This window comes from Streptomyces sp. NBC_00873, assembly GCF_045207415.1.
Taxonomy (GTDB): domain Bacteria; phylum Actinomycetota; class Actinomycetes; order Streptomycetales; family Streptomycetaceae; genus Streptomyces.
This window is the reverse complement of sequence record NZ_CP108803.1, coordinates 5,785,076-5,798,533: the sequence shown is the minus strand read 5'-3', so window position 1 is coordinate 5,798,533 and position 13,458 is coordinate 5,785,076. Positions and strand designations below refer to the sequence as shown.

11 protein-coding genes are annotated in these 13,458 nt (G+C 71.3%); 2 read left to right on the top strand and 9 right to left on the bottom strand.

The genetic code is table 11. The features are described from left to right. Positions 1–165: 165 nt before the first annotated feature. From OH809_RS26800 to OH809_RS26785, 4 genes are all read right to left on the bottom strand, one after another. Complete coding sequence (locus OH809_RS26800) at positions 166–2,565, bottom strand: HelD family protein (protein WP_406515719.1); 2,400 nt, start codon at positions 2,563–2,565, stop codon at positions 166–168. Positions 2,566–2,725: 160 nt separating this feature from the next. Next, a complete protein-coding gene (locus OH809_RS26795) occupies positions 2,726–3,661 on the bottom strand; it encodes an anti-sigma factor family protein (protein ID WP_406515718.1) in 936 nt (311 codons plus the stop codon). Further along, positions 3,658–4,245, bottom strand: a complete 588-nt coding sequence (locus OH809_RS26790; RefSeq protein ID WP_406419949.1) for a sigma-70 family RNA polymerase sigma factor — start codon at positions 4,243–4,245, stop codon at positions 3,658–3,660. The genes OH809_RS26795 and OH809_RS26790 overlap by 4 nt, the downstream gene beginning before the upstream one ends. Before the next feature lie 121 nt (positions 4,246–4,366). After that, positions 4,367–4,978: a CGNR zinc finger domain-containing protein gene (locus OH809_RS26785; protein ID WP_406515717.1), complete on the bottom strand. Its 612-nt coding sequence runs from the start codon at positions 4,976–4,978 to the stop codon at positions 4,367–4,369. 120 nt (positions 4,979–5,098) lie between these two features. Here OH809_RS26785 and OH809_RS26780 point away from each other — a divergent pair, with 120 nt between their 5' ends. Beyond that, positions 5,099–5,641: a GNAT family N-acetyltransferase gene (locus tag OH809_RS26780; protein ID WP_406419953.1), complete on the top strand. Its 543-nt coding sequence runs from the start codon at positions 5,099–5,101 to the stop codon at positions 5,639–5,641. Positions 5,642–5,676: 35 nt separating this feature from the next. Here OH809_RS26780 and OH809_RS26775 read toward each other — a convergent pair whose 3' ends face one another. From OH809_RS26775 to OH809_RS26755, 5 genes are all read right to left on the bottom strand, one after another. After that, positions 5,677–6,240 carry a GNAT family N-acetyltransferase gene (locus tag OH809_RS26775; RefSeq protein ID WP_406515716.1) on the bottom strand — a complete coding sequence of 188 codons (564 nt, stop codon included), beginning with the start codon at positions 6,238–6,240 and terminating at the stop codon, positions 5,677–5,679. A gap of 282 nt (positions 6,241–6,522) precedes the next feature. Then, positions 6,523–7,770 carry an acyltransferase gene (locus tag OH809_RS26770; protein ID WP_406515715.1) on the bottom strand — a complete coding sequence of 416 codons (1,248 nt, stop codon included), beginning with the start codon at positions 7,768–7,770 and terminating at the stop codon, positions 6,523–6,525. After that, positions 7,767–9,893, bottom strand: a complete 2,127-nt coding sequence (locus OH809_RS26765; RefSeq protein WP_406516285.1) for a bifunctional polysaccharide deacetylase/glycosyltransferase family 2 protein — start codon at positions 9,891–9,893, stop codon at positions 7,767–7,769. The genes OH809_RS26770 and OH809_RS26765 overlap by 4 nt, the downstream gene beginning before the upstream one ends. Before the next feature lie 62 nt (positions 9,894–9,955). Further along, positions 9,956–10,627, bottom strand: coding sequence for a hypothetical protein (locus OH809_RS26760; protein ID WP_406419959.1), 672 nt, complete (start codon positions 10,625–10,627; stop codon positions 9,956–9,958). 439 nt (positions 10,628–11,066) lie between these two features. Further along, positions 11,067–12,032 (bottom strand): LysR family transcriptional regulator, encoded by a 966-nt coding sequence (locus OH809_RS26755; protein ID WP_406419960.1) that lies wholly within the window; start codon positions 12,030–12,032, stop codon positions 11,067–11,069. An 84-nt stretch (positions 12,033–12,116) separates the two neighbouring features. Here OH809_RS26755 and OH809_RS26750 point away from each other — a divergent pair, with 84 nt between their 5' ends. Beyond that, the gene (locus tag OH809_RS26750; RefSeq protein WP_406515714.1) at positions 12,117–13,376 is read left to right on the top strand and encodes an MFS transporter; all 1,260 of its coding nucleotides are present in this window, start codon (positions 12,117–12,119) and stop codon (positions 13,374–13,376) included. The last annotated feature ends 82 nt before the right edge of the window (positions 13,377–13,458 follow it).

Here is a 13,458-nt window from a genome sequence, read left to right as displayed (position 1 = left end):
GGGGCTTGGATCGAGCCGGTGCCGACACCAGGCTAACAAAGACCCCGGAGAAGTGATTCCCCCATCGCGGGTTGACTTCTCCCCGCCGGTATCCGCCCGCCCCCTCCGGCTCAGAGGCTGTCGGGCTGCCTTCGCCCGACCGATCAGAGGCAGCCCGACAGCCTCTCAGTCCCTCAGCAGGTCCGGCACACCGTCCTCGTCGGGCAGGTCCCGCTCCCCCGACACCACGGTCAGCTGCTGCGTCGCCCGGGTCAGCGCCACGTACAGCACCCGCAGACCGGCCGGTGACTCGTCCGCGATCTCGGCCGGTGAGACGACCACCGTGGCGTCGTACTCCAGGCCCTTCGCCTCCAGGCTTCCCAGCGCCACCACCCGGTCGCCGAGCTCCGCGAGCCACTTCCGGACCTGCGCGCGCCGGTGCATCGCGACGACGACACCGACCGTGCCGTCCACCTCGCCGAGGAGCCGCCGCGCCTCCTCCCGTACGGTCCCGGCCGGATCGCCGTCGCGCAGGGCCACGAAGCGGGGCTGCACGCCCGTCGAGCGGACCGCGGCCGGGGACTCCATGCCGGGCATCGCGAGCGCCAGCACCTTTGACGCGAGCTCCGCGATCTCCGCCGGGTTGCGGTAGTTGACGGTGAGCGTGAAGTGGCGGCGCGGGCGCCTGCCGAGCGCCTCGTCGCGCGCCTCCGCCGCCTCGTCCGGATCCGACCAGGAGGACTGCGCCGGGTCGCCGACGATCGTCCAGGTGGCCATACGGCCGCGGCGGCCGACCATGCGCCACTGCATGGGCGTCAGGTCCTGCGCCTCGTCGACGATGACGTGCGTGTACTCCGTGCGCTCCGCCGCGAGCCGCTCGGCCCGCTCGCGCTGGGTCTCCTCGCGCTGCGGCATCAGCTCCTCCAGACCGGAGAGCTGGTCCAGCGGATCGAACTCGCGCTTCTTCTTCGGCCGGTGCGGGGTGCCGAGCAGCGTGTGCAGCTCGTCGAGGATCGCCACGTCGTGCACGGACAGGGGGCCCTGGCCGGCGCTGTCCAGCCGCTTCAGCGAGCGGGCGAGGCGGCGCACCTCGCCCTGGTTGAGGACCCGGCGCGCCCACCGGCCGAGCCGCTTCTCGTCGGCCATCGCGGCGAGCACCCCGCGCGGGGTGAGCTCGGGCCACCAGGCGTTCAGGAACTCCAGGAACGGCGTCTCGGTGGAGACGTCCTCGTCGAAGGAGGTACGCAGTTCCGCGGCGAGTTCCGGGTCGGTGTAGCGGCCCCGACCGGAGGACTTGTTCCACAGGGCGTCCAGGAGCAGCCTGCGGGCACGCGGGCGCAGCAGGTTGACCGGGGCGGTGCCGCCGAGGACGGACTGCCGGATGCGGTGCAGCTCGTCGGCGTTCAGCTCCACGCGGGCGCCGAAGGCGACGACGCGCAGCCGGGTGGGGGTGGTGAGGGGCGCGACAGCCCCGCCCCCGGACTCGTCGGGCTCACCGAACGACAGCTGGCCGTCCTGCTCGTTCTGCGGCGCGCCCGGGGTCCGCGGCTGTTCCAGTGCCCCGCGGGCCGCCTTGCGCAGCACCTGGAGCATCCGGGAGGAGCCCTTGATCCGCGCGACGGCCGGTTCGTCGTACGTGGTGGCGCCCTCGACACCCGCAGCCTCGTCGGAGAGCGAGCCGACCGCACGGATCGCGACCTGCCCCTCCTCTCCCAGCGAGGGCAGCACCCCTTCGGTGTACGCGACGAGGAGCGGGGTCGGTGAGACGACGAGGATGCCGCCCGCGTACCGCCGCCGGTCCTGGTAGAGCAGGTACGCGGCACGGTGCAGGGCCACGGCGGTCTTGCCGGTGCCGGGGCCGCCGGAGACCTCGGTGACGGAGGCGGCGGGCGCCCGGATGACCAGGTCCTGCTCGGCCTGGATGGAGGAGACGATGTCCCGCATGGTGTGGCTGCGGGCCTGGCCGAGCGCTGCCATCAGCGCGCCGTCGCCGATCACGGGCAGCTTGTGGCCGTCCTTGTACGCGGTCAGCTCCGGGCGCATCAGGTCGTCCTCGACCCCGAGGACCTTGCGGCCCTTGGAGCGGATGACCCGGCGGCGTACCACCCGGCCCGGATCCTTCGGCGTCGACCGGTAGAACGGCGCGGCGGCCGGTGCCCGCCAGTCGATGACCAGCGGAGCGTAGTCGGAGTCGAGGACCCCGATCCGGCCGATGTGGAGCGTCTCCGCGATGTCGGCGGTGCTGCCGTCGCGTACGGCGTCGTCGGCCGGTTCGACGGAGGTGTACGCGCCGTCCGGGCCGCGCTCACCGTCCTTGCCGAGCAGCAGATCGATCCTCCCGAAGAGGAAGTCCTCGAACTCGCTGTTCAGCCGGTTGAGGTGGATTCCGGCCCGGAACACCTGGGCGTCGCGCTCGGCGAACGCACCCGGGGTCCCGACCTGGCCGCGCTTGACGGCATCGTTCATGAGGAATTCCGCCTCGTGGATCTTCTCCTCAAGGCGGTGATAAACACGGTCGAGATGTTCCTGCTCGACACCGATTTCCCGGTCCCGCAACGAATCGACAGCGGCATCCTGCGCGGCCACCGAGGCCCCCTTCTGACGTGCATTGGGCAGCCGTCAACCTTATGCGAAGGGGGCCCGCCGCGCACCTGCAGCGGGGCCGGATCATGCGCGTCGCAGATATCGATTGCGCCTCGGACCCTCATGGCGGGTGCGTCCACGGCCCGATTTCCTGCTGCCGCCCCTACGCGTCGATGTCCACCAGCCGCTTGCCGTCGAAGGTCCGCACCTCGAAATGGTCGATGTCGGCGCGGTCCATCGCCGCGCCGCCGTGGACGTAGAGCGGGTACTTCGCGGTCGGGTGCGTGGAGTCCTTGATGCCGTACCCCCACTTCGGGACGGTCCAGGAGGTGACGACCTCCTCCTCGCCGCTCTTGGACACGGCGATCAGGTAGCACTTCTCCGGACCCCTGACGTTCTTGAGCTCCAGCACCGTGTGCGTGCCCCACGCCTTCTTCTCCATGCCGACGGTGGCGGCGACCTTGGTGGTGGGGTCGGTCGCCTGCACCTTCTCCTGCATGTGGTGGAAAAACGCGTCATCGGCGGGGCTGGTGGGGTGCGGGTCGGCCGCCTGGGTCGTGCCGCTGTCACCGCCGGTGGCCATGACCGCGACGACCGGACCACCGATGATCAGCGCCGCTGCCGCCGCCACCAGATACATGCCGCGGCGCTTGCGCCGGGCCCGTTCGGCCGCGACCTCGTCGACCAGCCGGTCGAGCACTCGGGGTGCGGACGGCTCCGGGACGTACGGGACGTGACGGGCGCCCGCCACGGTGGCGGGGGCCTCGGCGAGCGTCGCGAGCACGGGTTCCATCCCGGCGAACTCGTCGAGATGGGCGGCGCAGAGCGCGCAGCCCACCAGATGCGCTTCGAAGGCGGACGCTTCGGCGTCGTCCAGGATGCCCAGGACGTACGCACCGGCGGCGTCGTGCTCCGGCCCTTCCACCGCCGCGCCGGAACCAGAACTGCCGCGTCCGCCGAGACCGCCGAAGTCATCGGGACCGCCGAAGCCGCCCGGACCGCCGGGGAACACGGGGCGGCCACGCGGACCTGTGGGGCCGGAGGGGCTGGAGGGACCGGTCGGCCGGGGCCCGAAAGGCTCCCACTCGTGGTCGCTCATGCCGTGATCCCCCTCTCTTCGAGTGCGAGCTTCATCGAGCGCAGTGCGTAGAAGACCCGGGACCGCACCGTGCCGCTGGGTATGCCGAGCACCTCGGCGGCCTCATTGACCGTACGTCCCCTGAAGTAGGTCTCGACCAATGCTTCCCGATGGGCAGGGGTCAAATCGTCGAGCGCATCCGAGAGCGTCATCAGCCACAACGCCTTGTCAATCTCGTCCTCCGCGGGAAGGACCTCCAGCGGCGACGGATCGACCTCGTGCGGCCGGGCCTGCCGGCCGCGGTGGCCGTCGATGACGATGCGCCGGGCGACCGTCACCAGCCAGGGGCGGACAGAGCCGGTCGCCCGGTTGAGCTGACCGGCGTTCTTCCAGGCACGGATGAGCGTTTCCTGCACCACGTCCTCGGCACGCTGACGGTCGCCGGCGACAAGGCGGAGCACATACGCCAGCAACGGTCCGGCGTGTTCGCGGTAGAGCGCCCGCATCAGCTCCTCGTCCAAAACGGCGGAGGGTGACGCGGGCGGTTCACTGCGATGTCGAGCCCTGTGCGGACGGTCATCGGCCACGGCCGCATCCTTGCGCACCCGAACCTCCCGGTCGAGACCCTGTAGAGCTCCTTGGTCCTCGAATACGGGGGCAGGCCGCGATCCATTCAAAGCAGTTCGAGATTTTTCACGTGGGCACGATGTGCCTGTGCGCGATGGTTCACGCGGACACATCCGCCGGGGCGGCGAGCGCCGCCGCCCGCCGCCGGTGCCGGGCCACCCGCTCCCGGTTCCCGCACACCTCGCTGGAACACCAGCGGCGGCGCCTCCCCCGTGACGTGTCGAGGTAGAGCCGTCGGCAGTTGTCTGCCTCGCAGCGGCGGAGCCCGGCCCGGGCCTCCGGGTCCGTCAGGAGTTCCACGACGTCGCGGGCGACGGCGGCCATCAGCGCCCCGCACTCGGGCTCGGCACTGAACGCCCGTACCAGAACGCCGTTCCCGGCGCGCACGGCCCGCAGTCCCGGCGGCGGCGCGGCGGCGAGTTCATTGACCCGCTCCAACACGCCCTCGGCGCCGCGGCCGCCGAGCTCGGCGGTCAGCAGCCGGTCGACGCCCGCCCGCAGCAGGCGGAAGCTCAGCAGCCAGGTTTCGTCGACGCCGTCGAGACATGTGCCCTTCGGGACGAGTCCGGCGGCCACCAGCCAGTCGGCAAGCCGGTCGGTCCCGTCGAGCAGTTCGCAGGCGCCGGAGGTTCCGACCCCCGTCGCCACCAGGTCCAGGCAGAGCCGCCCGGAGTCGAAACGCCAGTCGCACGAGCCTCTGCCCGCCGCCATGCGCATGTCACCGCCTCGGGGTCGCCGGTGGAGCCACCACCAGAGTGCCCCTCGGCGGCCCGGCCCGTAACCCCTCCCACCACGCGGGCCGCCGCCGAACTCACCGCGTACGGTGAGATCATGAGCGAGGATCTCCGCGCGGCCGCCTTCTCGGCCGGACCCCTGCTGCTGCGGCCCTGGCGCCAGGACGACATACCGGCGCTGGTCGAGGCGTATCGCGATCCGACGATGCGCAACCGGCTGTGGCATCTCGTCGCGGACGAGGCGGACGCGGAACGCTGGCTGCGGGTGCAGGCCGAGGGCCGGGAGACCGGCACCCGGTTCAGCTTCGCCGTCGTCGACACGGAGCGCGGTGACGAAGTGGTCGGCGATGTGGAGCTGAAGTACCCGCACCCCGGATCCGGTTCGGCCGAGGTCGGCTACTGGACGGCGGTGTGGGCGCGCGGGCGCGGGATCGCCCCGCAGTCGGTCGAAGCGCTCACCGGCTGGGCGTTCACCGCCTTCGCCGCGGACGGCCTTCGACGACTCGAACTGATCCACCAGGAGGACAACAAAGCCTCGTGCCGGGTCGCGGTCAAGTGCGGATACGCCTTCGCGGAGATCCTCCCGGCCCGCGCGCCGTGGCCGCTCGACGGGCATCTGCACGTCCGGCACGCGGCGTAGGCCAGGGCGGGGCGGGGCGCGCAGAGCCGACGGACTCAGCCCGCCGGCGGGCCGTCGTGCAGAATCCGCTGGAACAGCCGGTGGTCCCGCCACTCGCCGTTGATGTGCAGATAGCGCGGAGCCGTACCGAACTCCTCGAAGCCGCACTTGGTGAGCACCCGCTGGGATGCCACATTGTCGAGCACGGTCCCGGCCTCCACCCGGTGCAGCCGCAGCTCGTCCCTGGCCACGGTGCAGATCCGCTGCACGGCGGCGGTGGCCAGACCGCGTCCGGCATACGTGACATCGACCCAGTAGCCGAGCACGGCGCTGCAGAACGGCCCGAGCACGATGTTGGAGAGCGTGAAACCGCCGACCGCACGGTCCTCGGCATCGGCGATCACCCAGGGCATCACCCGCCCCGCCTCACGGTCCGCCAGTATCCCGGCCAGGCGCTCCCGCTGACCCTGCTCGGTGTAGAAGATGTCGGGCCGTACGGGTTCCCAGGGCTGCATGTACGTACGGCTGCGGGTCAGTGCATCGGCGAGCGAGGCGGCGTCGCCCGGGGTGGCGGGACGGAGTCGTACCTCCGCGTCGAGCCGGTGAGTGTCGTTGATCATCCCTGCACGGTAGCCCGGCGCGCCTCCGGCCCGCTCGGCCGCGCTCGCCCCCCACTCTCCCTCACGACGCCGGCTTCCGCCGGTCGTTCCTCTCCTGCATCCGTTGCGGCACGCCGCGCCGACCGTCCCGGGTCCGTCCTGGACGCCCGCGTATGGAGCTGCGCGTTTGAACGATGGAGCGGCGCCACCCACGTGACTTCACTGGAAGACATGACAACCATCCGTCCCACCCGCAGCCTTGCTCTCACCGGACCGGCGGCGGCCCGGTGAGGAGAGGGACGGTCACCGGGGGGCCGGTGCGTGCCTCCGTCTCCTGGACACACCGGTCGGCCACAGCCGGGGGCTGCGCTTCGCCGCGACGTCCTCGACCCAGCCGATCGCGAGGATCATCAGGGCCAGCAGTGGCCAGACCAGGAGCAGCATCAGTACCGCGTACGAGGAGTCGATGTACGTACCGAGGTGGTCACCGACCCAGGGGACGGTCCACAGCAGGTCTATGAGCGGCGAGGTCGTCATGATCAGCAGGTTGTGCCAGAGGTAGATCGTCACCGCGCGGTTGTTGGCGAGGGTGATCAGGCTGTCCAGGCGGGCCAGCCTGCCGGGGAGCTGCTGCCAGGACGGTGCGTACTGGAGCAGGATCGCGCAGAAGCCGAGTGACCAGGTCGCCTGGGCCAGCGGGATCTCGTCGAGATTCCAGCCCTCCTCCGTCAGATGCGCCGAGGCCCACCACAGTCCGAACGCCATCGCGATCGCAGCGAGCGAGACCGTCAGATAGCGCGGGATCTTCTTCAGCAGCCCGTCGTGGTGGGCGAAGCCGAGAATCCAGCAGGAGCCGAACACCGCGAAGTCGAGGAGCCCCTCGCCGGTCTCCCCGGGGACGGTGACCAGTCCGGTGCCGAACACGGCGGTGAGGCCGAGCGGGGCGAGCAGCGTCGGCCAGGGCATCCTGCGGAAGGCCTTCAGCAGCAGCGGCGAGGCGAGCACGAACCAGAGGTAGGCCCGGATGTACCAGAGCGGGCCGACGGCCTGGTCCGCCCAGGACACCTCCAGGAAGCCGCCCGCCGATCCGCTCTCCCAGGGATACGGCGGGGCGCCGACCGGAAGGAGGTAGCAGCCCAGCCTGATGAACCACCAGATGCCCTCCTCCTTCAGGGGCTTCCAGCCGAGGGCGAACATGACCGGGACGACGACCGCGGCGAACACCCACATCGGGGGCAGCAGACGGCGGAGCCGGGCGCGGACGACAGCCGGGGCGGGGCGGTCCAGCGAGCGTGCCATCAGCGACCCCGCGAGGGCGAACATGACACCCATGGAGGGGAACACGACCGTCAGCCAGGCCCAGCCGAAGATATGGAAGACGACGACACGGACCAGGGCGACGGCGCGCAACAGGTCGAGATAGCGGTCGCGGCCCGGCTTCTTCGCGGCGGGCGGGGCGGCGATCTCCGGTGCCGGTGCGGCGGACTGTCCCGGCACCGGTGCCGGGACCGGGTGGGGCGGGGGGAATGCGGGGGTGTAGCTGCTCGTCATGCGACGGGCCTCCGATCGTTGCCGTGCCTGCCCTGGCTCACCATCACGCCGGGCGCTTCCACCACTCCGGTACGGCGCAGCTTCTGCCAGCGCAGTCGGCCGCCGGTGAGTGCGGTGATCCAGGACTGGAGCAGCACCACATACATGAGCTGCCGGTAGAGGATCTGCTGGAGGGGCAGCGAGATCAGATGCGTCATGCGTTCCCGGTCGAGCAGGAAGGCGTACGCGGCGCAGACAGCCTGCACCACGAGGACGCCGAGCCAGGCGACGACGGTCTTCTGGGTGGGGCCGAAGACCAGGCCGTACAGCAGGAAGACATCGATGAGGGGCGCGAGCAGCGGGGCGACGACCATGAACAGGGCGACGAACGGCAGGCCGACGCGCCCGAAGCGGCCGGACGGTCCGCGTTCGATGACGGCACGGCGGTGCTTCCAGATCGCCTGCATGGTGCCGTACGACCAGCGGTACCGCTGCGACCACAGCTGCTGCATGGTCTCCGGTGCCTCGGTCCAGGCGCGGGCGTCCTCCGCGTAGACGACCTGCCAGCCGTCGCGGTGCAGCGCCATCGTGACGTCGGTGTCCTCGGCGAGGGTGTCCTCGCTCATGCCGCCGATCCGGTCCAGCGCATCACGGCGGAAGGCGCCGACCGCGCCGGGGATGGTCGGCATGCAGCGCAGCATGTCGTACATCCGGCGGTCGAGGTTGAAGCCCATCACGTACTCGATGTGCTGCCAGGCACCGATCAACGAGTCGCGGTTGCCGACCTTGGCGTTCCCGGCGACGGCGCCCACCTCCGGGTCGGCGAACGGCTGGACGAGTTCGCGGACGGTGGCGGGTTCGAAGACCGTGTCGCCGTCCATCATCACGACGATGTCGTGACGGGCGTGTGCGATGCCGTTGTTGAGGGCTGCGGCCTTTCCGGCGTTGCGCTGGCGGATGACGCGGACGTTCGGCAGCCGCAGCCCCTCGACGATGTCCGCCGTACCGTCCGTGGAGCCGTCGTCGATGACGATGATCTCGATGGGGTGGTCGCTCGCCACCAGGGAACGCACGGTGTTGGCGATGCATTCGCGTTCGTTGTACGCGGGCACCAGCACCGAGACGGGGCTGGTGTGCGCGGGTCCCCGGCCGAAGTCCCGCCCGCGGACCTTCCGGGCGTGCAGGAAGGACAGCAGCAGCATCAGGCCGAAGCGGGCGATGACGAGCACCCCGATGACGGCGAGCCCGGCCACCAGCACGTCGGTGAGGCTCTCCGCGAGGCCGACGGCGTACACGAACGCCTTGCCCCTCCACAGCGCGAGCCCGGTCACGGGGGTGTGCGCGCTGGGGGCACCGAGAGCGGTGGTGAGGTTGGTGAACGTGTAGCCCTGCTGCTGCATCTGCGGAAGGAACTCGCCGAGCGCGGCCACGGTCTGGGACCGGTCGCCGCCGGAGTCGTGCATCAGGATGACGGCGCCCTTGCCGCCCTTGGGCGTGGCCCGTTCGATGATCGCGGGGACGCCGGGGCGCTTCCAGTCCTCGCTGTCGGTGTTGTTGACGACGGTGAGGTAGCCGCGGGTGCCGACGTACCGGGTGACCGGCCAGGACCTGTTGTCCATCGCGTCGGCGAACGACGAGTACGGGGGCCGGAACAGGGACGTACGGATACCTGCCGCGCCCGCCAGCACCAGCTGGTTCTGGGACAGCTCCCAGTCGATACGGGAGTGGGACTGGTAGGAGAGATCGGGGTGGTTGAAGGTGTGCACCCCGACCTCGTGCCCCTCCTCGATCATGCGGTGGACGAGTCCGGGGTAGCGCGATGCCATGGTTCCGGTGACGAAGAAGACGCCGTGCGCGTCGTACTTCTTCAGCTCGTCGAGGACCCGCGGGGTCCACACCGGGTCGGGGCCGTCGTCGAAGGTCAGCACGATCCGGTGATCGGGGACGCTCAGCGACTTGGCGGGCCCGGTGGTGCTCCGGGCATCGATGACCGGACCGCCGTCGAGGATCTTGTCGGGCACACGGTCCGTGGCCGCCGGAGCCTGAATGCGGTGGTCGGCGAGGATTTCGCTGTGCACGTAACCGCGCAGCATCAGCATGGCGAGCAGGGCAACGAGGAACACGGACGGCAGCAGATAGCGCATGGGAAGCCTGCGCCGCGTGTTCCGCTTCTGTCGGTTGTGCCTGCCCCGCGAGGCGGGGGTGGTCATCTAGTGGGTGCCTCTTGCTCTTGCACGGGAGGATCCGGGGACTCGGTGGGCGGCGCAGTCGTCTGCGTGGGACCGGGATCGACGGGCGGCGTCGTGGTGGCGGCGGGCGACTCGGGGGCCGATGTCGACGGCGCGGGCTTCGTGCCGCCGCCGGCGGTGTCGCCCGTGGGGGTGACGCCGACGGCCGGCTTCGACGGGGCCTTGCCGGGTGCGGACGCGGACGGGGAGCCGGACCCGGCGCTGCCCGAAGGCTTCGCGCGGACGTCGGCCGCCGGATCCACCGCTGTGGCGCCCGGTGCCGCGCCCACCGGCACGACCGTGTCCGCGCTGCCCGACGGAGTGGGTGGCGTCTGGACCTCGTCCGCCTTCTTGTGCTGTTTCTGGCCGGAGAGCGGCAACCACGGCGCAGTGGAATTACCGCCGATCAGGGCGACGGCCAGCGTCACCGCGTAACAGGCGCAGACCGCGGCAAGGACCCAGCCCAGACGCCTGAACGTCTTGCTGCGCCGGCCGCTCTCGTCGACGAAGACCGGACCGTCGGAGCCTTCCGGGGCTCCCGGTTCGGCCGAGAGCTCGGAGAGCTGACGTCCGAGACCGTCGCGCTGGACGGTGACGTCGTTCCACTCGTGCGCGTGCCCGGACCGGGCACCTTCAGGCCAATTTTCCACAGGTGTAGGCACATCCCACTCAGATAAACGGGCGCGCACGTTTGAGCCGGTCACGTACCGGCGGACCGGGCCCCCACCCAGTCCGCGCGCCCCTCAGCACCTTGCACCCGGAGGATGAATGTGGCGCACGAAGCTGACGAAAATAGCCCTGAACGGGTGATGCTCAAGATGCGAGATACGCCGTTCTCACACGGCCTGCGGCCGGGCGGTAGCTCCATAACTGCACGTCCGATCCATGTTTGTCCGTTACGGAGTTGACGGATCGTTGGCCAAGCAATCAGCCAATCAGCCCCTCCTCCCGGACGAATGTTCCTATCGTGCGGGCACGTCACGAGAATCGAGAACGGCATGTCGGTCATCCTCATCGCGGTCGGCCTCGCGGCCACCTTGTCCGGCTGCGCCGCGGCAGTCCTCCGACGGCCGCCTCCGGGCCGCCCCTTCACGTCTGCGACATCAGTGCCAGATCGCCCTCGGGAAGCCAGCTCCCGGCGGGTACCTCCAGCCCCCGTTCCGCCGCCGTCACCCCCGCCGCGACCCGCCGCAGCGCGTCCACCCCGGGGTGTTTCAGCCCCTTGCGCCACACCAGCGACACCGGTGACAGCGGTACGGGGTCGACCAGCGGCCGTACGACCATCCCCGGCACCTCGATGAACTCGGTGCTCGCCAGCACCGACCAGCCCTGCTTCCGCACCACCCGGACGAACTCCTCCTCCCCCACGATCTCCGGGAACGGAGCCACCAGTTCGATTCCCCGCCCCGCGAAGAGCCGCTCCGCGAGGTCGGTCCACTCCGCCGTGGCCGGGTTGCCCGCCGCCGCGTACAGCCGCTCCCCCGTCAGCGCCCCCATCGGGACCCGGTCGAGCGAGGCCAGCGGATGGTCGTCGCGCAGCAGGACGGTCAGCCGTTCGAAGCAGACCGGCTGATGCGCCAGCCCCGCCCGTACCGCCGGATCCAGCCCCGCGACCCGGCCGAAGGAGACATCGAGCCGCCCGGCCAGGATCTCCGCCGCCGCCCCCGTCAGCCCGCTCAGATAGCGCGCCACGAACTCCACTCCCGGCGCCTCGTCGCGGGCCAGCCCGAGCAGTCGGTGACCCGTCCCGATCGGGACACTGACGTCGACCAGCAGCGGGCGCGTCTGCACCGCCCAGGCGGCGCGGAGGTCGTCGTGGGCGGCGATCACCCGGCGGGCGTGCGGCAGCAGCCGTTCGCCGTCGGGTGTGAGGGAGACCTGGCGAGTGGTCCGTACGAACAGCTCCGCACCGAGTTCGCGCTCCAGCCGGCGGATGTCGCGGCTGAGCGCCTGCTGGGCCAGGTAGAGCCGGGCGGCGGCACGGGTGAAGTGCAGCTCCTCGGCGACGGCGACGAAGGCGCGCAGCAGCCGCGGCTCGATATCGGAGGAGGTCACGGGCCCGAATTTACAACACAGGTGCGTGAATGGGTGCGGAGCAGGTGTTGGACCGCACGGGCCGGCCACCGCGAGGGTTGAGCCATGCCGTACGACACTCCCACCACGCCCCTGCATGCCGTCTCCGGAGACATGCTGGTGATCGCCCCGCGGACCGGCGCTCCCGTCCGCCGCACCTCCACCAACCCGTACCGCCGGCTGCTGGCCACCCCCGGCGCCCGCGCCTTCACGGCGGGCAATCTGATCGCCCGGCTGCCGATGGGCATGTTCAGCGTCAGCGCGGTCATCATGATCGCCGGGTCGCGCGGTTCGTACGCCCTGGCCGGGGCGGTCACCGCGACCGGGCTCGCCGCGACCGCCCTGGTCGCGCCCTGGACGGCCCGGCTCGTCGACCGGTACGGCCAGGCCCGGATCGCCGTGCCCGCCACCGCGATCGCCGTGCTCGGCTCGCTCGCGCTGCTGCTCTGTGTGCACTACGACGCCCCTGACTGGACGCTCTTCGCCGCCTACACCGCGACCGCCACCACCCCCAACACCGGTGGCATGTCCCGTGCCCGGTGGGCCCATCTGCACCGCGGCGACCCGGCCGCCCTGCACACCGCGAACTCCTTCGAACAGGCCGCGGACGAGCTGTGCTTCATGCTCGGCCCCGCCCTCGCCGCGTTCCTGTGCGCGGCGCTCTTCCCGGAGGCCGGGACACTCATCGGTGCGGTGCTGCTGATGACGGGCGTGCTGGTCTTCGCCGCTCAGCGCGCCACCGAACCCCCGGTGGCGCCCGGCACACGGGCGGGCTCCCCGCTGCGCACCCGGGGCATGCCCGCACTGCTCGCCGCCTTCCTCGCCACCGGCGCGGTCTTCGGCGCCATGGAGGTGGTCACGATCGCGCACGCCGGAGGCGCGATCCTGGCGCTCCAGGCGGGCGGCTCGTGCGTGGCGGGACTGCTGTACGGGTCGCTGCGCCCGGCCGTGGACGTCCGGCGGCGGCTCCTGTGGTGCCTGGCGGGGATGACGGCGCTGATGTCCCTGCCGCTGCTCGCCGCCTCGTCGACCGATTCGCTCCTCGCGCTGGCCGGCAGTCTGCTGCTGGCCGGCGCGGCGACGGCGCCGACGATGGTCACCGGGATGACGCTGGTGCAGCGGCTGACCCCCGAGAGTCGGTTGAACGAGGGCATGACGCTCTCCGTCACCGCGCTGCTGGGCGGAATAGCGGCCGGTTCGGCGACCGGCGGCTGGATGGTGGAGCACGCCGGGACGGTCACGGCGTACGTGGTGCCGGGGTGCGCGGCGGTGCTGGCGCTCGCGGTGGCGGCGGCCGGGATCCGCGTGCGCGGCAACGGCGCGTGACCCCGCACCGGCGCGAGGACGCCGTACCCGCACAAGAACGAGGACCCCGCTGCCGGCGGGCAACGGGGTCCTCGTTCACATG

Excerpts from the sequence above, each read along its gene's own strand:
- OH809_RS26780 (WP_406419953.1), top strand. The coding sequence starts at position 5,099 with ATGAGCGAGGATCTCCGCGCGGCCGCCTTCTCGGCCGGACCCCTGCTG.
- OH809_RS26750 (WP_406515714.1), top strand. The coding sequence starts at position 12,117 with ATGCCGTACGACACTCCCACCACGCCCCTGCATGCCGTCTCCGGAGAC.
- OH809_RS26765 (WP_406516285.1), bottom strand. The coding sequence starts at position 9,893 with ATGCGCTATCTGCTGCCGTCCGTGTTCCTCGTTGCCCTGCTCGCCATG.
- OH809_RS26785 (WP_406515717.1), bottom strand. The coding sequence starts at position 4,978 with ATGGCGGCGGGCAGAGGCTCGTGCGACTGGCGTTTCGACTCCGGGCGG.
- OH809_RS26795 (WP_406515718.1), bottom strand. The coding sequence starts at position 3,661 with ATGAGCGACCACGAGTGGGAGCCTTTCGGGCCCCGGCCGACCGGTCCC.
- OH809_RS26770 (WP_406515715.1), bottom strand. The coding sequence starts at position 7,770 with ATGACGAGCAGCTACACCCCCGCATTCCCCCCGCCCCACCCGGTCCCG.
- OH809_RS26775 (WP_406515716.1), bottom strand. The coding sequence starts at position 6,240 with ATGATCAACGACACTCACCGGCTCGACGCGGAGGTACGACTCCGTCCC.